At 42.5% G+C, this 21,807-nt stretch carries 23 protein-coding genes; 19 read left to right on the top strand and 4 right to left on the bottom strand.

Features of this window, described 5'->3' with window-relative positions; genetic code table 11:
* The first annotated feature begins 1 nt into the window (after position 1).
* From JOC33_RS07555 to JOC33_RS07525, 7 genes are all read left to right on the top strand, one after another.
* The gene (locus JOC33_RS07555; RefSeq protein WP_205091889.1) at positions 2–592 is read left to right on the top strand and encodes a peroxiredoxin family protein; all 591 of its coding nucleotides are present in this window, start codon (positions 2–4) and stop codon (positions 590–592) included.
* 51 nt (positions 593–643) lie between these two features.
* On the top strand, positions 644–781 hold the full coding sequence (locus JOC33_RS07550) for an FbpB family small basic protein (RefSeq protein WP_205091888.1): 138 nt from the start codon (positions 644–646) through the stop codon (positions 779–781).
* 109 nt (positions 782–890) lie between these two features.
* A complete protein-coding gene (locus tag JOC33_RS07545; RefSeq protein ID WP_205091887.1) occupies positions 891–1,037 on the top strand; it encodes an acid-soluble spore protein N in 147 nt (48 codons plus the stop codon).
* Positions 1,038–1,047: 10 nt separating this feature from the next.
* On the top strand, positions 1,048–1,269 hold the full coding sequence (gene tlp / locus JOC33_RS07540; RefSeq protein WP_205091886.1) for a small acid-soluble spore protein Tlp: 222 nt from the start codon (positions 1,048–1,050) through the stop codon (positions 1,267–1,269).
* A gap of 127 nt (positions 1,270–1,396) precedes the next feature.
* Positions 1,397–3,667: an AAA family ATPase gene (locus JOC33_RS07535; RefSeq protein ID WP_205091885.1), complete on the top strand. Its 2,271-nt coding sequence runs from the start codon at positions 1,397–1,399 to the stop codon at positions 3,665–3,667.
* Position 3,668: 1 nt separating this feature from the next.
* The gene (locus tag JOC33_RS07530; RefSeq protein WP_205091884.1) at positions 3,669–4,088 is read left to right on the top strand and encodes an acyl-CoA thioesterase; all 420 of its coding nucleotides are present in this window, start codon (positions 3,669–3,671) and stop codon (positions 4,086–4,088) included.
* Position 4,089: 1 nt separating this feature from the next.
* A complete protein-coding gene (locus JOC33_RS07525) occupies positions 4,090–4,389 on the top strand; it encodes a hypothetical protein (RefSeq protein WP_205091883.1) in 300 nt (99 codons plus the stop codon).
* A 55-nt stretch (positions 4,390–4,444) separates the two neighbouring features.
* Here JOC33_RS07525 and JOC33_RS07520 read toward each other — a convergent pair whose 3' ends face one another.
* The 4 genes from JOC33_RS07520 to plsY form a co-directional block, all read right to left on the bottom strand.
* Positions 4,445–4,732, bottom strand: coding sequence for a HesB/YadR/YfhF family protein (locus JOC33_RS07520; protein ID WP_205091882.1), 288 nt, complete (start codon positions 4,730–4,732; stop codon positions 4,445–4,447).
* Positions 4,733–4,849: 117 nt separating this feature from the next.
* Positions 4,850–5,071, bottom strand: coding sequence for a membrane protein insertion efficiency factor YidD (yidD, locus tag JOC33_RS07515; protein ID WP_205091881.1), 222 nt, complete (start codon positions 5,069–5,071; stop codon positions 4,850–4,852).
* A gap of 10 nt (positions 5,072–5,081) precedes the next feature.
* Positions 5,082–6,014 carry a GTP cyclohydrolase FolE2 gene (gene folE2, locus JOC33_RS07510; RefSeq protein WP_205091880.1) on the bottom strand — a complete coding sequence of 311 codons (933 nt, stop codon included), beginning with the start codon at positions 6,012–6,014 and terminating at the stop codon, positions 5,082–5,084.
* Positions 6,015–6,305: 291 nt separating this feature from the next.
* Positions 6,306–6,887, bottom strand: a complete 582-nt coding sequence (gene plsY / locus JOC33_RS07505) for a glycerol-3-phosphate 1-O-acyltransferase PlsY (RefSeq protein ID WP_205091879.1) — start codon at positions 6,885–6,887, stop codon at positions 6,306–6,308.
* Positions 6,888–7,160: 273 nt separating this feature from the next.
* Here plsY and JOC33_RS07500 point away from each other — a divergent pair, with 273 nt between their 5' ends.
* The 12 genes from JOC33_RS07500 to JOC33_RS07445 all read left to right on the top strand — a co-directional run bounded on the left by JOC33_RS07500 (position 7,161) and on the right by JOC33_RS07445 (position 21,803).
* Complete coding sequence (locus JOC33_RS07500) at positions 7,161–8,225, top strand: ABC transporter ATP-binding protein (RefSeq protein ID WP_205092460.1); 1,065 nt, start codon at positions 7,161–7,163, stop codon at positions 8,223–8,225.
* Complete coding sequence (locus JOC33_RS07495) at positions 8,225–9,745, top strand: ABC transporter permease/substrate-binding protein (protein ID WP_205091878.1); 1,521 nt, start codon at positions 8,225–8,227, stop codon at positions 9,743–9,745. The genes JOC33_RS07500 and JOC33_RS07495 overlap by 1 nt, the downstream gene beginning before the upstream one ends.
* Positions 9,746–9,758: 13 nt before the next feature.
* Complete coding sequence (locus JOC33_RS07490) at positions 9,759–10,178, top strand: CoA-binding protein (protein WP_205091877.1); 420 nt, start codon at positions 9,759–9,761, stop codon at positions 10,176–10,178.
* A 205-nt stretch (positions 10,179–10,383) separates the two neighbouring features.
* Positions 10,384–12,336: a DNA topoisomerase IV subunit B gene (gene parE, locus JOC33_RS07485; RefSeq protein WP_205091876.1), complete on the top strand. Its 1,953-nt coding sequence runs from the start codon at positions 10,384–10,386 to the stop codon at positions 12,334–12,336.
* A 14-nt stretch (positions 12,337–12,350) separates the two neighbouring features.
* A complete protein-coding gene (parC, locus tag JOC33_RS07480; protein WP_205091875.1) occupies positions 12,351–14,804 on the top strand; it encodes a DNA topoisomerase IV subunit A in 2,454 nt (817 codons plus the stop codon).
* A 159-nt stretch (positions 14,805–14,963) separates the two neighbouring features.
* Positions 14,964–15,593, top strand: a complete 630-nt coding sequence (locus JOC33_RS07475; protein ID WP_205091874.1) for a TetR/AcrR family transcriptional regulator — start codon at positions 14,964–14,966, stop codon at positions 15,591–15,593.
* Between the two features lie 86 nt (positions 15,594–15,679).
* On the top strand, positions 15,680–16,822 hold the full coding sequence (locus JOC33_RS07470) for an acyl-CoA dehydrogenase (RefSeq protein ID WP_205091873.1): 1,143 nt from the start codon (positions 15,680–15,682) through the stop codon (positions 16,820–16,822).
* Between the two features lie 22 nt (positions 16,823–16,844).
* Positions 16,845–18,485, top strand: coding sequence for an AMP-binding protein (locus tag JOC33_RS07465; protein ID WP_205091872.1), 1,641 nt, complete (start codon positions 16,845–16,847; stop codon positions 18,483–18,485).
* Between the two features lie 17 nt (positions 18,486–18,502).
* A complete protein-coding gene (locus JOC33_RS07460; RefSeq protein ID WP_205091871.1) occupies positions 18,503–19,858 on the top strand; it encodes an acetyl-CoA carboxylase biotin carboxylase subunit in 1,356 nt (451 codons plus the stop codon).
* 12 nt (positions 19,859–19,870) lie between these two features.
* The gene (locus JOC33_RS07455; protein ID WP_205091870.1) at positions 19,871–20,083 is read left to right on the top strand and encodes an acetyl-CoA carboxylase biotin carboxyl carrier protein subunit; all 213 of its coding nucleotides are present in this window, start codon (positions 19,871–19,873) and stop codon (positions 20,081–20,083) included.
* A 16-nt stretch (positions 20,084–20,099) separates the two neighbouring features.
* A complete protein-coding gene (locus JOC33_RS07450) occupies positions 20,100–21,002 on the top strand; it encodes a hydroxymethylglutaryl-CoA lyase (RefSeq protein WP_205091869.1) in 903 nt (300 codons plus the stop codon).
* An 18-nt stretch (positions 21,003–21,020) separates the two neighbouring features.
* A complete protein-coding gene (locus JOC33_RS07445) occupies positions 21,021–21,803 on the top strand; it encodes an enoyl-CoA hydratase (protein ID WP_205091868.1) in 783 nt (260 codons plus the stop codon).
* Positions 21,804–21,807 lie beyond the last annotated feature (4 nt).

The following is a 21,807-nucleotide window of genomic DNA, read 5'->3' as shown; positions in this document are numbered from 1 at the left end:
GATGGTTAAGCGCCTGGTGGCAGGAGCAGTGTTATTGATTTTATTTGGACTAGTTGTATATACGATAACATCAGAGAAGGAGCAGACAGGTCCAGAAGAATATAATGTTTCCGGCAAGACTGGCCAGGAAGGTACTGCAATGGTTCCTCCTAATTCTTCCGAAGGCTTGGAACCCGGAGATAGAGCACCTGACTTTGAACTCGAAACATTGGCTGGTGAAACGGTTAAACTTTCCGACTTAAAAGGGAAGAAAATCTTCCTGAATTTCTGGGCAACTTGGTGTCCTCCTTGCAAGGAAGAAATGCCAGAAATGCAAAAATTCCAGGAAGAGTTTGGTGATGAGGTGGTCATTTTGGCAGTTAACGTTACAGGAAGTGAGACCTCTGTAAAAAAAGTGAAGAAGTATATTGAGGAAAAAGGATATTCGTTCACCGTTGCTCTAGATAAAGAAGATGAAGTTACAGACCAGTACCACGCATTCACAATACCGACTACCTACTTTATCGGAACAGATGGGACAATTCAACAGAAGCGGAAGGTCGGCCCTATGACCTATGATTTTATGGTGGAAATGAAAGAAAAATTAAAATAGGGTATAATTTTCAGTCAATTGGGAATCATGGTAATAAAAGGAGAGATTCCCATGGCTAAAAAGCGAAAACCTACCTTCCAGGAACTTGTTCAGGAAAATAGGCAGCAGATTTTATCCGACCAGGAAATGATCATGAAAATTGAAACAAAAATTGATGAACGGCATCATCAGAAACTTCGTTCATCTTGACAGAGAAGAAGCAAATCGCCCTTTGGGAAATGATTTGCTTTTTTTGTAAGCATAAAGCAATACATACAAGCAAATATTATGTGTGAACGCCGCAAAAGGAGGGACCATTATGGGCAATCCGAGAAAACATGCACAAGCTTTCACACCAAGTCATTTAGGCACACAGCCAAGGGAATCTGGCGTAAATAATGGGAAGAAGATGGAAGTTAAAACGAATAAAGAACCTAAAGTCATACAGACAAAAGGTAAGAAATAGGAGGAAGAAGATGAGACAGAATCACCCCAATCCTGACGATAGAAGTGACAATATGGAGAAATTACAGGAAATGGTGCAAAACACCATTCAAAATATTGAGAAATCCCATGAAAACTATGAGCTTGCCAGTGAGAAAGATAAGCGCGATATAGAAAACAAAAACCGTAAACGAGAAGAATCCATCCAGGCTATGCGTAATGAAATCAAGGATGAAGCTCGTAACCAACAGTAATTTTAGACGCCTTCCCTCCGGGGTAAGGCGTTTTATATTTCAAAACATTGATTTTGCTATGCAAGTTCATCTACATCCATTATTCCATGTGATAAAATAAGGCAATGAACAGGAGGTATAAAAAGCAATGGTACAAAAAGACCTCGAAAAATTACAGCAATGGAAAACTATCGATCATACACCTCCCATTAGCGAAATGGAAGCATTGAAGTGGATGGATGACCTTGAGGAGGAAAACGATGACCTGCGTGCTCTCCTGTATGTAATACTTGCATGCCATAGGATTAAAAGGCATCCTGGGGGCGATGAGCTTTCTGATTATTTCATTAAGCAAGCCAAGTTGCTTGATCAGAAGTTACCACTCATTTCCCAGCTTAATATAGCAAGGCAATTGATGAAAGTCTATTACGGAATGGAAAAATTAAATTTTGACCAGTGGATCTTCCATGAGACCGATCATCACGGTACTAAAATGAATAAAACTCAAGGCTTACAGGAAATGTTAAAAAATTTGCTGGATGATTTTGACGATGAGCTTGTAAATGCAGATCTGGTAAATGCTTCTGAGAAAAGACTGCAATTGTACCAAGATATTCATGTTCAAATCAGAGAGCTTTCTGATCTTTTAGTTACAGCATATGAATTGATCGAAAATAGGAAAACTAATATTCCTGTCAAAGAAATAAATGAAAACCTTCGTTCGTTGTCCGCAAATCGTGACCAACTTCAATTACGCCTTCCGGATTTCTTAACCGGGCAATCTGAAATCGGAGCGTTGGCAAAACTGGATAGCATGATTGGCTTAAATGAAGTTAAGGGATACATCCATCGTTATTATCATTTCTTAAAATATCAGCAGGAAAGAAAAGATTATGGCTTTACCATGGTGGATGAACCTGGACTCCATATGATCATGACTGGAAACCCTGGCACAGGAAAAACAACGCTGGCAAGGCTTCTGGCCAATATTTATCATGAATTGGGAATACTAAAAACGAAAGAAGTAATTGAAGTGAATCGTTCCCACCTTGTCGGTTCTTACGTTGGCCAGAGCGAAGAAAATACCATGAACTATGTCAAACAGGCAAAGGGTGGCGTGCTTTTCATCGATGAAGCCTACAGTCTAAGCAGGGAAGGCCAAACAGGAAATGATTATGGCCAGGCAGTCATTGATACGCTGGTTTCAGCAATGACGAGCAGAGAATATGGGGATACATTTGCCGTCATTCTGGCAGGTTATCCGGAGGAAATGCGGCAATTCCTTTGGTCAAATCCCGGGTTACGCAGTAGATTTCCTGAGCAGAATCATATCGAACTACCTGATTATGATATGAATGAACTTTTGCAGATCGCTGAGAATGCTGCAATGGAAAATGATTATTTTTTCACCGATCAGGCTTTAACAGGATTGGAACAAGCGATAGATAAACAACGGGTAGATGAATCGTTCGGCAATGCGCGCACAGTCAGAAACCTGGTTTTAAAGACTATTTTCCAAAAAGGAGCTGCAGAGGATTCCAAAGAGCAGCTGCATTGGCTCGATCATATGCGTATCAGTGAAGAGGACCTGAGAACCGAAGCGTACGCTGATTCAGAACACCCACCACTTAATGAACTAGATGAACTTATTGGTTTGGAAAGTGTCAAAAAAGAAGTGAAAAAACTATCGTCATTTGTCCGTATACAACAAAAACGAAAGCAAAACGGATTGCCTCACGTACCAGTTCAACTTCATTCAGTTTTTACCGGTAATCCCGGAACAGGAAAATCAACAGTAGCAAAGATCTATGCAGGTATATTAAAGCAATGCGGCTTACTCAAACGCGGACATGTCATTACTTCTTCAAGAAGTGATCTTGTAGCTGGTTTTGTAGGACAAACTGCTATTAAAACAAAGAAGAAAATACGCGAAGCGCTGGGTGGAGTATTATTTATCGATGAAGCTTACTCCCTTTATAAAGGCGGCCGAGATGATTTTGGTAAGGAAGCCGTAGAAACATTGGTTGATGAAATGACGAAGCATGACGAAAACCTTGTGGTCATTCTGGCCGGGTACGATAAGGAGATGGATAAATTAATCGACAGCAACCCTGGCCTTGCGAGCCGTTTTAAAAAATATATCCATTTTCCCGATTATGATCCCCATGCATTACTGCAGATGACCATATACCAGTCAGGTCTTTATGAATATGAACTAGAAGAACAGGCGAAGAGCTTCCTTTTTGAAAAATTCCAAACCACGAATATAAGTGGAAATGGCAGGTTTGTGAACAACCTGATCAATGAAGCAATCCAATACCAGGCATTGCGATTGGAAAATGAAAAACAGATAGAAATGTCAGTATTATCAAAAGGTGATATGAAACAGGCATGGAATGACATACAGGGGGAGCAATAATATGTTAGAGACAAATACGTCTATTCGAGTTAGATATCAGGAAACAGATCAGATGGGTGTCGTCTATCACGCCAATTACCTTGTCTGGTTTGAGTTAGGAAGAACAGACTTCATTGAAGCCCTTGGCTTTAAGTATCATGAAATTGAGAAACAGGGAGTCGTTTCACCGGTTGTGGATGCGGATATCCAATTTAAAAAACCGGTTAGGTACGGGGAAGAAGCCCATGTTAAAACTTGGCTTGAGGATTATGATGGCTTGAGGATCACATATGGATATCAGATTTTCAATCAGCATGGGGAGCTTTCCGTTTCTGGGCATACCAGGCATGTAATTGTAAAAGAAGGGAGTTTCCGGCCAGTGTCAATCAGGCGTTCGTTTCCAAACTGGCATAAGGCATACCAGGAAGCATTGGAGGGGTGAAATGGCATTTGGAGTGGATCGTAAAGAGTTAAAGGAATGGAAGAGGAAAGTTCGTAATGGAGAAATCGCATTCTTAACTCACTTTTGGATAGATGATAGATTTCCAGGGTGCGATACCGTCACAAAAGTGGGCTGTTCCGATATTGAAAAATTAACAAAGTGGGGCAGTAAGCACGGTCTTCATAGTGCGTGGATCCATATGGATAAAACTTATCCCCACTTCGATCTTTTCGGTGATTCACAAGCAAAGATACTAAGAAAAGAAGGTTTGTGGGGTCATATAGAAAAGTTCCATCTTTAGTACGAAAAAAGGGCGGGAATACACTTATCCCGCCCTTTTGAAATGTGATAATAGATTATTCGTATTTGTATTCTGGCTCTTCCCATTTTTCATTATATTCTACTTTCAGAGACTTATCATCAAAATACCATTCATCAGATTCTTCAATGAAAAAGAGAACCCCATTAACTTCGGTTTCAGCAACCGGTTCAAAAGGTTCTTCTTGTCTAATTCCTAGTGAAAATCCCGGTTGCAGACCGCCTGAACCCCCATACCTGACAAAAAAGCGAATAAAAGTTTTACCGGTAATTTCCAGTTCTTCCTCGTACCAATTAGCTGCTTGCTCGGTAACTTCGATAATCATTACATCATCTCCTCAGCGAATACTTATCTCTACCCATACCACATCATATTAAATTGAAACTACACGTCACTGAGCTACAACAGGAAAAGCAGACTGTCAATGTCAGTCTGCTTTTTGTCATCTTTTCTTCTCAGGTACTGGATCAAATCCACCTCGGTGAAAAGGCTGGCACTTGGCAATTCTGACAACCGTTAAATATGCTCCTCTGAAGAATCCGAACCTGCGGAATGCTTCCAGGCTATATTGGGAGCAAGTCGGAAAAAATCGACAGGTGGGTGGTTTTAATGGACTGATAAACTTCTGGTAGAACCTGATCAATCCAATGAAAATATGCTTCATGGATCAACACCTAAACATGTTCTTGGTTTTTATCATAGCTTAGTTTTGCAACTGCATCGTGAAGATGGATGGATTCTTCATTACGGCACGAAACTGAAAAACTTTCAACAAATTCATACTCATAAAGATCTGCTGCTACAAGTCTGACAACATCTTCCACAAAACGAGGATTTTCATATGCCTGCTCTGTAACCATTTTTTCATCAGGTCTTTTTAGGACAGGGTGAACCCGCGCACTCGCATTACTCTCAGCAGCTTCCAGTAATGCCAGCTTCCAATCGGTTGCATTCTCATCAAAATCGTCCGTGAGTTTGACGTTGATGGATACATTCCCGCGTTGATTGTGGGCACTGTATTCACTGATTTCCTTCGAACATGGGCATAATGTAGTAATGGTAGCCGTCAGTCCAACTTCCAAATCATGCCCGGTGTCTTCATGGTAACTGACTTTCATATAGGCATCTGCATGGTTCATGCCACTTAGACCAGAAGAAGGACCTTTTCGTTCAAAAAACCATGGAAATGCCACTTCAATTTCTGCATCCGTCTGCTTCAAACGGACTGCCAGTTCTCTGGTGAACTTCTTCAACGTACTGATATCCACAGCAAATCCTTCCTGGTGGTACTGGTCCAATTGCTGGGTGAACCGGCTCATGTTTGTCCCCTTACTATCCTGGGTAATAGAGGAACCAAAGGAGAAGGTCCCGATAGTTGTCTGGATTTCCGGCGCCATTTGACTCGGAATTCTGATTGGGTGCTTGACATTAGCAATTCCTACGGTATCTATTTCAAATAAAAAATCTTGTTTTGAATTTTGAAGGTCGACCATCTGTTCTTTTTCCATTGGTTTGGTGCGAGGTCCTGGCTCTATCGATCCAAACAATTTATGACGCGCTGCTTTAGAAGGTAGTAGTTTTTTATTCTTCAAATTGGTCTTTTGCATAACATTGACTCCTTTCAAGCCACAGCAGTGTTTCTCATACCTCCGAGTATACATGATGGAAGGCATTTTATACAGTTTTCTGCTTTAATGAAAGTGCGTCATATCCCCCTGCTGCAAAGGATATTACCAAGCAAATCATACCATAATTTCGTTTGATTCCCCTATACTTTTTTATCATACCCCAAAATAAAAAGCCCAACAAAAAGAGCAGCCTGCCTTAATCGGCTATTGCTGCTCCTTCATTTTGAATGCAGAAAAAAACTCGTTTGCTTCTAAAAATTTGAATCTCTCTTACATCCAGGTTATTTTTGGTTCTGTTTTGTTGATGATTCGCTTGATATTGGTCCGATGCCGGTAAATCACAAACAAGGTAAGAAATGTAATTACGATGAAAAGACCATTATCAGCAATAAAAAAACTTACAGCCATGGAAATGATACCTGTAATCATGGAAGATAAGGAAACGAATTTCGTTAAATACAGCATGAGGAAAAAAGTGGCTATCATAATAACAAATACGAGTGGATTGGCACCAAGGATAACACCACCGGATGTAGCGACTGCTTTTCCTCCTCTAAAACTGGCAAAGACCGGATACATATGGCCAATGACTGCAAATATCCCAATAATAAGGGGATAAACATCAGCAGCGAATAAAACCGGAAGCACTGTTGCAAGCGTACCCTTAAGAATGTCGGCGCTCGTAACCAGCAGACCTGGTTTTTTTCCTAACACCCTGAAGGAATTGGTTCCGCCAAGATTACCACTGCCATGCTCACGAATGTCGATATTGTAACCGATTTTTCCAACGAGCAAACCAAAAGGAATCGAACCTAATAAATAAGCAATTATAGCAAAAATAACATATTCCATTATAAATCTCCTTTACCGTCTGTTCGTATATGTCTATTCTATCATGTATCCAACCATACATCAGATATTTCCTGCTGACTCAGCAAATCTGTTCATTATGTAACAACACAGTACCCGTGAAACAGTAAGCCGGCCTCTGCTATTATAAGCATGCTTAAGGAGCTTATCAAGACTATTATAGAAAACATTGCTATATCATTTGTTTTTTCTACATGTTTTCTCAATAATAAAATGGGGAATAAATATGTCATATGTTGTACTAGGGGGTCCATGATGATTGAATTTAATAATGTTACTAAAACCTATTCTGATGGCACGACAGCCGTCAAAAATATGAGCTTTAAAGTCAACGAAGGGGAATTGTTGACTTTGGTTGGTCCTAGTGGATGTGGAAAGACTACTACCATGAAAATGATCAATCGGCTTATTCAGCCTACTTCCGGATCTATTTTTATACATAATCAGGATATCCGGGAATATAACATCCATGAATTACGGTGGAACATTGGCTACGTCCTCCAACAAATCGCCTTGTTTCCCCATATGACAGTAGAGGAAAATATATCCATAGTTCCAGAGATGAAGAAATGGAAGAAAAAAGATGTCTCCAAACGCATCGATGAATTGATGGATATGGTCGGGCTCGACCCTGCAACTCACCGTAAAAGAAAGCCTGATGAACTCTCCGGTGGGCAACAGCAGCGCGTCGGGGTTATTCGTGCGCTTGCGGCTGATCCGGATTTTATACTAATGGATGAACCTTTCAGTGCGCTTGACCCGATCAGCCGTGAAAAACTGCAGCAGGATATCCGGGACCTGCAGCAGGAGATCCAAAAAACAATCGTTTTTGTTACCCATGATATGGACGAGGCATTGGCACTTGGTGATCGTGTGTGCCTAATGAAAGCAGGGGAAATCATTCAGCTTGATACCCCGCAGAATATGATACTTTCTCCTAAAAACGATTTCGTCAAAGACTTTATCGGAAACCGTAAATCTCCGTGGCAGACAGCTGTAGATGTGATGGTCGATCAGACTGCAAACCAGGTAATTTCCAAGACAAGCTTTGACAATGGGGAATATGAGAAACAGGGCACATATATTATCAAGGGAATTGACGGTACCTATTTTGGTGCCGTTAAGAACGGGAAAGAGGTAAAGCTTCCGACACTAAAAAATGATATACCATTAAAGAAAGCAGCTGAAAAATTTGAAGAACACAATGAAGAACTGCTGCCTGTCGTCAAGGGTGCCCAATTGGTTGGAACGATAAGTTACAGGGACATAGTACTCCACCTTAAAAAACATATTAAGACGGAAAATGGGGTGGTGCAGTGATGGGCGAGTTCATCGAAGTATTTCAACAACGTCAAGACGTCCTATGGCCAACAATTTGGGAGCATCTTCAAATTTCCATCATATCGCTTGTCATTGCCACATTAATATCCCTGCCTCTTGGTCTTATTCTGACGAGGAACCATAAGGTAGCAGAGCCGATCATCGGATTAACAGCCATCTTACAGACAATACCAAGTCTTGCCGTATTAGCATTTTTGATTCCGTTCTTTGGGATTGGACAGACACCTGCCATCATTGCATTATCCGCTTATGGGTTACTTCCGATTCTACGTAATACGTATACAGGCATCAAAGAAGTCGACCCGGCACTGAAAGAAGCGGCGACTGGCATGGGGATGACTTCTTTTCGTCGTTTGTCCCGTGTAGAATTGCCGATTGCTATGCCGGTAATCATGGCTGGTATCCGAACATCCATGGTATTAATTGTAGGTACGACCACTATTGCTGCTTTGATCGGTGCCGGGGGGCTGGGAGAAATCATCCTACTTGGGCTGGATCGTGGCGGTGATTTGAACCTTATCTTGCTCGGTGCCATTCCAGCCGCTCTATTAGCGATCATGATGGATTTGATTTTACGAATGTTTGAACGGACATCTGCAAAGTCCGGTTTCCGTTCTCTGATTTCCCTTTTGGTGGTCGCTGTATTGATCGCTGTCGGTCCACTGCTATTTGCCGGTGAGAAAAAAGCTGACATTACTATAGGAGCCAAGCTCGGTGCTGAACCTAGGATATTGATTAACATGTACAAACTATTAATTGAGGATGGGTCAAATCTTGAAGTTGAACTTATTCCAAACCTCGGGAAAACGGATGTGGTATTTTCTGCTCTGCAGGAAGGCAGCATCGATTTATATCCAGAATTCACGGGAACTGCATTAGTGACATTACTGGAACAGCAAGCGGAAAGTAACAATCCGGAGGAAGTTTATCACGCTGCGAAAAAAGGTATGCAGGAGAAGTTTAATATGGCATATCTGCAGCCAATGCAGTTCAATAATACCTATGCACTTGCCGTCCGAGAGGATTTTGCGAATCGATATGGATTGGAAACCATTGAAGACCTGCAGCCGATAGATAATCAGATGACAGCTGGGTTCACTCTTGAGTTCAAAGACCGTCAGGATGGATATCAGGGCATTAAACAGCTTTATAACATCCAATTCGGACAAGTGAAAACCATGGATCCTGGTCTCAGGCAGGGTGCGATAAAAAACAAGGAAGTAGACGTGATTGATGCTTACTCTACAGCAAGTTATATCGAAGCACTCAATTTGAAGGTGCTAAAAGATAATAAGAATCTGTTTCCTCCATATCAGGGTGCCCCACTATTGAGACAGGAAACGATTGAAAAATATCCAGAGCTTAAGGATATTTTAAACCAGCTTGGAGGCAAAATAACCGGGGATCAAATGAGAAAGATGAATTATCAAGTGGAACAAAAAGATAGATCCGCGGAAGAGGTCGCTCGTGAATTTCTAAAAGAACAAGGATTATTGTAAAGGAGGAGTTACTATGGGTTACCAGCATCCAGATCAGGAAACGATAAAAACGGCTTTATTAGAAACGAAAACCATAGCAGTCGTTGGATTATCAGATAAAGAACATCGAACTTCCTATCAGATAGCAAAAGCAATGCAGCAGGCAGGGTATCGTATAATTCCCGTCAATCCTACTGTAGAAGAAGTTTTGGGGGAAAAAGCTTATGATACATTGCAAGATGTCGATATAGACTTTGAGATGATTAATGTTTTCAGACGTTCTGAGTTTCTACCCGATCTTGCCAGAGATGCTGCCGAAACAAATGCTAAGATTTTCTGGGCCCAGCAAGGTGTACAAGATAGTTCGGCTTATGATTATTTGAAAGAACGAGGCTTTACGGTTATCATGGATACTTGCATTAAAGTAGCCCATGCTGTTCTGGTCGGTAGGTAATAAGCCTTCCTTAAACGTATTTTCAAGTAAAAAATCCCTGTTCATACAGGGATTTTTTACTGGTTTACATAAAAGAAACATTTGCGTCTTACGCCAAAAAGGCTAAAATAGAACAAGCAGCATTATTCGAAGATATTTACACGCTCGAACGTTTGTTCTATTATAAAGAGAGATAGGTTCGTTCTAGAAAGGAGACGTTGTCAAGTTGGTTAAACAAGCACAACAATACTCAGATGATTCGATACAAGTACTGGAGGGACTGGAAGCGGTTCGGAAGCGCCCGGGTATGTATATTGGCAGCACCGACCATCGCGGACTCCATCATCTCGTCCATGAAATCGTTGATAATGCCGTAGATGAAGCGTTAGCCGGCTATGGAGAAACGATTACGGTCACGGTCCATAAAGATGGCAGTTTGTCTGTGAAAGATGAGGGACGGGGCATGCCTACAGGAATGCATAAAATGGGGAAGCCAACTCCTGAAGTCATTTTAACTGTCCTGCATGCCGGAGGAAAATTCGGTCAAGGAGGATATAAAACCAGTGGCGGTCTTCATGGGGTCGGTGCTTCTGTAGTAAATGCCCTTTCAGAATGGCTGGAGGTTACCATCCATCGTGACGGGCAGACGTATATGCAGCGTTTTGAGAATGGTGGTGTCCCTGTTACATCTCTAGAGAGAAAAGGAACAACTAGGAAAAGTGGAACGATCATTCATTTCAAGCCTGACAGCTCTGTTTTTACGACAACAAATTTTAATTTTGAAACATTGTCCGAACGGTTACGTGAAGCGGCTTTTCTATTGAAAGGTGTAGAAATCAAGCTGGTCGACCAACGAAAGGATATGGAAGAAAGCTATCAATATGATGACGGACTGAAATCATTCGTCAGTTATCTCAATGAAGAAAAAGACACCCTGCATCCAGTTGTTTCATTCGAAGGAGAGCAGAACGGCATCGAAATTGACTTTGCTTTCCAATTCAATGACGGATTCGCAGAAAGCATGCTTTCATTCGTCAATAATGTACGTACCAAAGATGGGGGAACCCATGAATCTGGGGCAAAAACCGCAGTAACGAGAATTTTCAATGATCATGCACGGAAAACAGGGCAGTTGAAGGAAAAGGATAAGAATTTGGAAGGAAACGATATCAGGGAAGGTTTTACTGCGATAGTTTCTGCTCGTATACCGGAGGAGCTTTTACAATTTGAAGGGCAGACGAAAAGTAAACTGGGCACGTCCGAGGCGAGATCAGCTGTAGACGCTGTTGTTTCTGCAAAACTTTCGTACTTTTTGGAAGAGAACCCTGATATTGCAAGTCTTCTGATTAAAAAAGCAATCAGAGCAAAGGAAGCAAGGGAAGCTGCCCGGAAAGCCAGGGAAGACGCTCGTTCAGGAAAGAAAAAGAAGCGTAAAGAAACGATGCTGAGCGGAAAACTTACTCCTGCTCAGTCTCGTAATCCGAAGAAAAATGAGTTGTATCTAGTGGAGGGTGACTCTGCCGGAGGTTCGGCAAAACAGGGTCGTGATAGAAAATTCCAAGCAATTCTGCCGCTCCGCGGGAAAGTTATCAATACGGAGAAAGCAAAAATAGCGGACATTTTCAAGAATGAAGAAATCTCCACTATTATTCATACGATTGGCGCAGGTGTTGGAGGCGATTTTGACCTCGAAGACTGTAATTATGATAAAATCGTCATCATGACCGATGCCGATACGGACGGCGCTCATATCCAGGTGCTGCTTTTGACTTTCTTTTACCGTTATATGCGTCCTTTGGTGGAAGCTGGTAAAGTGTTTATCGCCTTGCCGCCTCTTTATAAGATTTCGAAAGGGAAAGGAAAAAAAGAGCAAATTGAGTATGCCTGGGACGAAGAAGGCATGGATAAAGCCGTTAAAAAATTCAAAAATGGTTATATCATCCAGCGTTATAAAGGTCTCGGTGAAATGAATGCTGACCAGCTCTGGGAAACGACGATGGACCCTGCAACAAGGACATTGATCCGGGTAACCATTGATGATCTGGCCCGGGCAGAACGACGGGTTACGACACTTATGGGAGACAAAGTAGAACCTAGACGTAAATGGATTGAATCCCATGTAGCGTTTGGATTAGAAGATGAAGTCAATATTTTAGAAAACGATAAACTTCATAACTAGAGGAGGATATTCTTTTGGCGGAAGTTGAGAACTACTTAGATTTACCACTGGAAGAGGTCATTGGCGACCGATTCGGAAGATACAGTAAATACATCATACAGGAGCGCGCTCTTCCGGATGCAAGGGATGGTTTGAAACCGGTTCAGCGGCGAATTCTTTTTGCTATGCATCAGGAAAAGAATACGCACGATAAAGCTTTCCGAAAATCGGCCAAAACGGTCGGTACCGTAATTGGTAATTACCATCCGCACGGGGATACGTCTGTATATGATGCCATGGTCCGGTTAAGCCAGGATTGGAAGGTACGGAAAGGACTTGTCGAAATGCACGGGAATAACGGAAGTGTGGATGGGGATCCACCAGCCGCCATGCGTTATACGGAAGCACGCCTATCCAGTATTTCCTCTGAGTTATTACGTGATATAGAAAAGGAAACAGTGGATTTCATTCCTAACTTTGATGATACGATATTTGAGCCAGTTGTCCTGCCGGCGAAATTCCCTAACCTTCTGGTTAATGGGTCGACAGGAATCTCCGCTGGGTATGCTACGGATATTCCGCCCCATAATATAGGCGAAGTCATCGATGCTGTTATTATGAAAATTGAAAAACAAGATGTCTCTATTGACGAGTTAATGACCAAGATGAAAGGTCCTGATTTCCCTACAGGGGGGATTATCCAGGGTATAGAAGGTATCAAGAAAGCGTACGAGACAGGTAAAGGCAAAATAGTCCTCCGTGGGCGTACCGAAATCGAGTCAATAAAAGGCAGCAAAGAACAAATTGTCATTGACGAAATTCCTTATGAAGTGAATAAAGCAAACCTCGTTAAACGTATGGATGAACTTCGGATTGACCGAAAAGTAGAAGGAATTGCGGAAGTCCGGGATGAAACTGACCGGACGGGACTTCGAATCGTAGTGGAATTAAAAAAAGATGCCAATAGTGAAGGTGTGTTGAATTATCTGTTCAAAAATACAGATTTGCAGGTAACCTATCATTTTAATATGGTAGCGATCAAGGATCGCACACCACAACTGCTTAATCTTCATCAAATCATTGATTCGTATATTTCCCACCAGAAAGATGTAGTGACAAGACAGGCTCAATACGACTTAAAAAAGGCGAAGGCACGTGCACATATTGTGGAAGGTCTTATCAAAGCAATTTCTATTCTGGATGAAGTGATTGCTACGATACGGGCTTCCAAGGATAAGGCAGATGCAAAAAATCGCTTGATTGATGCCTATGATTTCACTGAAGAACAAGCAGAAGCGATTGTTACCCTGCAGTTATATCGTCTGACTAACACAGATATCACAGCATTAGAAAAAGAAGCTGGCGAACTTAGAGACCGGATTGCATATCTGGAAGATATCCTGGCAAACGAACGGAAGCTTCTTCAAGTCATCAAAAATGATCTGAAAGCTCTGAAAAAGCAATACAAAGATGAACGCCGTACGAAAATTGAAGAAGAGATCGAAGAACTGAAAATCAATTTGGAGGTCATGGTAGCTAGTGAAGACATACTTGTTTCTGTGACACGTGACGGATATGTCAAACGTACCAGTCTTCGTTCCTATGCAGCATCGAACGGGGAGGATCTGGCAATCAAGGAAGGGGACCATCTGTTGCGGCTCCTTGAAATAAATACGACAGATAAGCTCCTGCTGTTTACGAATAAAGGGAACTACCTGTACCTTCCTGTCCATGAAATTCCAGATATAAGATGGAAGGATCTCGGACAGCATATTGCTAATCTCGTTCCGATCAACAATAACGAGCAGATAGTGGATGCTTACCCTGTCCGTGAGTTCAAGGATAATCAATTCTTATTGTTCTTCACAAAAAATGGCATGGTGAAAAAAAGTGAGCTTTCCCTTTACCAGGCTCAGCGTTATTCCAAACCCCTTGTTGCCATAAACCTGAAAGAAGATGACGAGGTCACCAACGTCTTCCTCACCTCTGGTCATTCGGATGTCTTACTTGCAACGAATAAAGGATATGGCCTCTGGTATCATGAGAGTGAAGTTAAGGCAGTCGGCCAAAGGGCTGCAGGTGTGAAAGCAATCAACCTGAAAGATGGGGATTATGTTGTTTCCGGACAAGTATTCGACGATTTGGCAGAGCCTTCGATTGTCATAGTCACTCACAGAGGAGCAATCAAACGGATGCGATTAAAAGAATTTGAACAGACGTCCAGGGCAAAACGGGGAGTTATCATGCTTAGGGAGTTGAAAAAGAATCCGCATCGGCTCATCAACATGATTTTGACCGAATCAGGGGATGAATTACAGGTGAAGAGCGCCAATGGTCAAGTACTTACTATAAATCCAATGCAGTTCAAAACAAATGACCGTTACAGTAATGGCTCATACGTCGTGGATATTGACCAAAGCGGAGAAGTGGTAGATATCTGGATGAAACCGACCTATGAAAAACCTTTTGAAGATAATCATCACTCCTAAATGTGAGCGTCCAGCCTGAATAGGCTTGGACGCTTTTTCTAGTCAGGTAGTTAAAATGAAAGTAGTAAATCACTTCAATTCATTCAACTCAGATTCATTTGTATTTTCTGAAAACTATGATAAAATATGGACAGATGTGATTGAGAAAGGGGATGATGTATGTCTGAGTTAAGAGAGTCCATCATGCGTACCTCTCTCGAGCTGTTTGAAAAACACGGCTTCCACGGGGTGACTGTAAACCAGATAGTCGCCGCTTCTAACACATCCAAAGGTGGATTCTATCATCATTTCCAATCAAAGGATGAACTGCTGTTTGTCATCCATGACACCTTTATTACCTATGTGTTGAAAGAAGCCAAGGCTGCCAATGAAATCCATCAATCACCTATCAATAAAATTCAGGCGATCGTCAAAGCTTTTGTGAGAGTATTTGACCTTTATAAGCCTCATATTTCCGTCTTTTATCAAGAAAGTATCTATTTGAAGCCAGAGTATGAAAAGCAAATGAAACGTAAGCGAGATGCTTTCAAGCAAATGGTTTTTCAAGTGATTAAGGAAGGACAGGAATCCGGTGACTTCAGAAGAGAACTTCCGATGGAAATCGTCGGGATGGCGATACTCGGTATGGTCAACTGGATATATAAATGGTATCAACGTGATGGAAAATACTCCATAGACCAAATCGCTGATGTCTATGTGGATTTTATCCTCCATGCGATTTTGCCTTCTTCTTCTCATCAACAACAAGTATTCGATTCACACTTGCTTGAACGTCCTTTTTTTTACTGAGAAAGGAAACCGCTTACATAATTTTTTGCCCGTTACAGACCAACCAGTCGGTCTTGTTAAAGCAGGGTATCTAAAGGGGGAGCATTATGAACTTTGAATTAACGAAAGAACAAGAGATGACGAGAAAAATGGTCCGTGATTTTGCGGAGAACGTCATTCAGCCAAGGGCTATTGATATCGACATTAATTCCAAGTTTCCTGAGGACATTTTTAAGGAAATCGGGAAGCTGGGACTGCTTGGCATTCCATTCCCTGAGGAGTACGGAGGGGCAGGGGGAGACACGATCACTTACGCCCTTGCTGTAGAAGAAATTGGCCGGGTTTGCGGGTCTACCGGCCTCAGTTATGCAGCTGCAGTATCCCTTGGTGCAAGTCCGATTTACTACTTCGGAACCGAAGAGCAAAAACAGGAATTCCTAGTTCCACTCGCAAAAGGAGAAGGACTGGCATCCTTCGGTTTAACGGAACCTAATGCGGGTTCGGATGCAGGCGGTACCCAGACACGTGCTGAACTTATTGGAGATGAATATATAATCAACGGGGAAAAATGCTGGATTACTAACGCAGAGTATGCCCGTTCGATTACTGTAACAGCAGTATCAGGAAAACGAGAAGACGGAAAGAATATCATATCTGCTTTTATCGTGCCTCGTGATACCCCAGGTCTTAAAATCAATAGCAATTATGACAAAATGGGTGTACGCGGTTCCAATACCTCGGAAATTATCCTGGAGGATGTCAAGGTACCTAAGGAAAACATATTAGGGGATCCAAAAAAAGGTTTTGGACAATTTTTATATACGCTTGATGGTGGCAGAATCTCCATTGCAGCACTCGGTGTGGGGATTGCCCAGGCTTCATTAGACAGGGCTCTAGCCTATGCCAAGGAAAGAAAGCAGTTCGGACAGCCGATTTCGAATTTCCAGGCCATTCAGTTCAAGCTTGCTGACATGGCCATGGAAGTAGAGCTTGCCAGGAATATGGTATTCAAAGCAGCATGGCTTAAGGACCAAGGGAAGCCATTTACTAAAGAATCCGCCTATGCCAAGCTGTTCGCTTCTGAAACCGCTTTCCGATCCGCGAATCAGGCGATCCAGATCCATGGCGGCTATGGTTATATGAGGGAATATGAAGTGGAACGATACTTGCGAGATGCGAAGCTTCTGGAAATTGGTGAAGGAACATCTGAAATCCAGCGTCTCGTCATTGCAAGGAAACTTGGATGCTAATCTCATATTAAGGAGGAACGCTATGTCATTATTGAAACTGACTGTCGGTGAATTGCTGGAGGAAAAGGTTAAAAACCACCCTGATCATGAGGCATTCGTCTACCCGGAACTCAATTTGCGAAAAACTTATGCTGAATTCGACCATCTCGTCAATGAAGCAGCTAAAGGATTCATGGCTCTAGGAATTGAAAAAGGGGATCATGTAGCTATCTGGGCAGACAATAAACCGGAATGGCTGATTTCCCAATTTGCAACTGGGAAAATGGGCGGGGTCCTGGTGACGGTAAATACTAACTATCGTGCACAGGAGCTGGAATATCTATTGAAACAATCCGATGCAACAACATTGATTCTGGCTGAAAGCTTTCGTGGTGCCTCCTACATCGATATTTTAAAAGAAGTTTGCCCAGAGATAGAAATATCCGAAAAAGGTGAGATTCAAAGCAGCCGGTTCCCTCATCTGAAAAACATTGTCACTCTGGGAGACAGGGAATATGACGGATGCTATACCTGGAGTGAAATGATTGTGATGGGACGTGAATTGCCGGATGATTCACTAGAGCAGCGTCATGCAAGTCTGTCTTATCAAGATGTCATTAATATGCAGTATACTTCCGGAACGACCGGCTTTCCGAAAGGTGTCATGCTAAGCCACTATAATATCGTAAACAATGGGAATCAGGTAGCGGATTCCATGAAGCTGACAGAAGAGGATCGTTTGTGCATCCCTGTCCCGTTTTTCCATTGTTTTGGCTGTGTGTTAGGGACAATGGCTGCCGTTTCAAAAGGGTCTACGATGGTGATATTAGAGCAATTTGATCCGGAAAAAGTGCTTGATGCCGTCGAAAAAGAAAAGTGTACTGCCCTCCATGGGGTTCCCACGATGTTCATAGCAGAATTGAACCATCCGAGATTTGCTTCGTTTAAAGCAGATACATTACGTACAGGAATAATGGCAGGATCCACTTGCCCAATGGAAGTAATGAAAGATGTCATCCATAAAATGGGGGCGGAAGAAATTACAATCGCTTACGGTCAGACGGAATCCTCTCCTGTTATCACTCAAACCCGAACAGATGACCCGGTTGAACGCCGAGTAAGCACTGTTGGCAAAGCACATCCGAATGTGGAAGTGAAGATTATCGAACCAGGTACGAATGAAGAAGTCGAACCGGGTGTACCGGGAGAACTATGTACAAAAGGATACCTCGTCATGGAAGGCTATTATAAAAACACTGAGGCAACAGAGACGGCTATTGATGAAGAAGGGTGGCTTCGTACTGGCGATATCGCTGTGATGGATGAACAGGGCTACATTGAAATCACTGGCCGGATTAAGGACATGATTATCCGCGGAGGCGAAAATGTATATCCACGAGAAATAGAAGAGTTTCTTTATCAGCACCCGAGTGTCCTGGATGTCCAGGTAGTCGGTGTACCTGACAGCAAGTATGGCGAAGAAATTATGGCCTGGATTATTGCAAAGGAAGGATCAGCTGTTACGGAGAAGGACATACGGGAATTTTGCGACGGGAAAATTTCGAAACATAAAATACCAAAATACATTCAATTTACAGACGAATACCCGATGACAGCAAGTGGCAAAATCCAAAAATTCAAATTGCGTGAAAATGCCCTTGATATGCTGCAATCGAAATCTTAACCGGAGGAGGCAGAAAATTGTTCACTAAAATTCTGATCGCAAACCGCGGAGAGATTGCTGCAAGAATCATTCGCACATGTAAGAAAATGGGGATTAATACTGTCGCTGTTTACTCGGAGGCAGACGAAGATGCTCCGTATGTTAAACAAGCCGATGAAAGCTTTCTGATTGGCAAACCTCGTGTGAACGAATCCTACTTGAACATTGAAAAAATACTTGATACGGCTAGAAAGTCGGGAGCAGAGGCCATACATCCCGGCTATGGACTATTGAGTGAAAATGCAGGCTTTGCCAGAAAGTGCCGTGAAGCCGGGTTGACATTTATTGGACCTTCCAGTGATGTCATAGCAAAAATGGGAGATAAAGTGGCAGCCAGGCAAGCGATGAAGGAAGCTGGTGTACCGATTGTTCCTGGGACGGATCAAGCTTTAAAAGATGTGGAAGAGGCTAAAGCATACGCCAATGAATTCGGCTATCCTGTCATGCTGAAAGCTGCTGCAGGCGGCGGAGGAATCGGCATGCAGGCTGTCAAAAATGATCAGGAACTGGAAAAGGCTTTTGAAGGGAATTCTAAGCGGGCTGCTTCGTTTTTCGGAGATGGCACCATGTTCCTTGAGAAGCAAATCCTTAACCCCCGCCATATTGAAATTCAGGTTCTGGGCGATGGTTTTGGTAACGCGGTACATTTATTTGAGCGGGAATGCTCGATCCAGAGACGACACCAAAAAGTACTAGAAGAAGCTCCATCCCCGTTTATTTCTCAAAAAACGCGAGATGAAATGGGAAATAAAGCTGTACAGGCTGTTAAAGCCTTATCTTATAAAAATGCCGGAACGATAGAATTTCTGGTAGATGAAGAAGAGAATTTTTATTTTCTTGAAATGAATACACGTCTTCAAGTTGAACATCCGGTGACTGAAGAAATCACTGGTCTGGATTTGGTGGAACAGCAGATTAAAATTGCTGATGGAGATCCTTTATCCTTTACACAAGATGACCTTGGTATAAAGGGTCATGCGATAGAAGTAAGGATATATGCAGAAGACCCAGAAAGGTTTTTCCCTTCTCCTGGTAATTTAACGAAGTTTGAAGTGCCAGAGGGAGATGGTATAAGAAATGAACTTGCTGTTCATGGAAATTCGAAGGTAACTCCGTTTTATGACCCAATGATAGCAAAGCTGGTTGTATATGGGATGGACCGTCACCAGGCGATTGACCGATTATCCAATGCTCTTGAGCGCTACCGGGCGGAAGGGATAAAGACGAATATTCCGATGCTGAAAAAAGTAGTGAACCATGAGCGGTTTAAAGCAGGAGACACGAAGACATCATTTGTTGAGGAATTTTATTTACCATCTTTAGCTGAAAAATAGGAGGTAACAATTATGACAGAAATCAAAGCATCAATGGCAGGAAGCGTTTGGAAGGTAGTTGCGGGGGAAGGAGATTCCGTGACAAACGGACAGGATATCGTCATTCTAGAATCTATGAAAATGGAAATTCCGATACCTGCTGAAGCAGAAGGTACGATCAAAGAATTAAAAGTGGGCGAAGGGGATTTTGTTAACGAAGGAGACGTAATTGCAATCATTGAATGAATAGGAGCGGTATGGAATGCTACACGTGCCTGAAAATGTAATCGTAAAGGAAGTAGGGCCAAGAGATGGTTTGCAGAATGAACCAGCTAATGTGGATACAGCTGATAAGGTTGCCTGGATTGATAAGCTGTCTGAAGCAGGCTTTTCTTACATTGAAATCAGCTCTTTTGTCCATCCTAAATGGATCCCTCAACTTTCTGACGCAAAAGAAGTAGCAGCAGCAATCAAAAGGCATCCAGGTATTACATATGCTGCTCTGGTACCGAATAGAAAAGGCCTCGAGCGTGCTATCGAGACAGATATTGATGAAGCATCTATATTTATGTCCAGCAGTGAAACACATAATAAAAAAAACATCAATAAATCACTTGAAGAAACCTATCCTGTCTTAAAGGAAGTAGTAGAGGGTGCTAAGTCAGCCGGAAAGAGTGTAAGGGGATATGTTTCCACAGTGTTTGGCTGTCCGTATGAGGGGGAGGTTCCTATTGATCAGATTCTCCGTGTATGTGATCGTTTATTTGAGATGGGGATAGACGAATTGTCTTTGGGGGATACAATTGGAGTAGCTGATCCAAAACAGGTCGATGAAACACTTACAGAAATAAAGAAACGCTTTTCATTTGACCGAATCGCCATGCATTTTCATAACACAAGAGGGATGGCACTTGCGAATGTGCTTGTTTCTTTGGAACATGGTGTCACTACGTTTGATGGCTCTGTCGGCGGTCTTGGCGGATGCCCGTATGCCAAGGGGGCTTCTGGTAATTTAGCGACGGATGATCTTATCCATATGCTGCACCAGATGGGGATCGGAACTGGCATTCAGCTGGAGAAGTTGACAGAAGCAGCTCGATTTATTCAGGAAAAAATAAATAAGCCATTGCCAAGTCATCAAATGCAGATGTTGAATCGGTCATAATGTTGAGGAGGGTCATGTGTGTCGGAACTATTAATACTCGAAAAAGCAGCTGATCATACTATGAAATTGACTTTGGACCGTCCCGATGCGGCCAATGCACTTTCCAAGCAGCTGCTTTACGAATTGAATGAAGTCCTTTGGGAATTAGAAAGAAATAAAGATATCCGGGCTCTTATTGTAACAGGAAGCGGAGAAAAAGCTTTCTGTGCAGGGGCTGATTTAAAAGAAAGAAAAGGTATGACTGAAGAGCAGGTTGTTGAGACCGTGTCCCTGATCGGCGACACCATAAAACGCCTCGAACGAATGCCTTTTCCCACGATAGCCGCTATAAACGGAGTAGCTTTCGGCGGGGGATTGGAAATGGCTCTTGCCTGTGATATCAGGGTATGTGCTGATACATCTAAGATGGGACTTACTGAAACATCGCTGGGTATCATTCCGGGAGCAGGGGGAACCCAGAGGCTGGCAAAGTTGATCGGTATCGGAAAAGCGAAGGAATTGATTTTCTCTGCCCGTCCGGTCGCCAGCCAGGAGGCACTTGAAATAGGATTAGTCGAATATATGTACGAGTCAAATGTACTCCAGGAAAAGTCCCTAAGTTTAGCAAAGCGAATTGCAGGCAATGCTCCGATAGCTCTTCGGCAGGCTAAAAAAGCGATTCATAACGGTTTTCAGACAGATATAGAAACAGGATTGCAGATTGAAAAGCTGTGCTATCAAGCTACTATCCCTACAAAAGACAGGCTGGAGGGGCTTCAGGCATTTAAAGAGAAAAGGAAACCCATCTATCGCGGGGAATAGAATA

This window comes from Thalassobacillus pellis (assembly GCF_016908295.1).
GTDB lineage: Bacteria > Bacillota > Bacilli > Bacillales > Halobacillaceae > Thalassobacillus > Thalassobacillus pellis.
The sequence above is the reverse complement of the archived record's forward strand: the minus strand, read 5'-3'. Positions and strand labels throughout refer to the sequence as shown.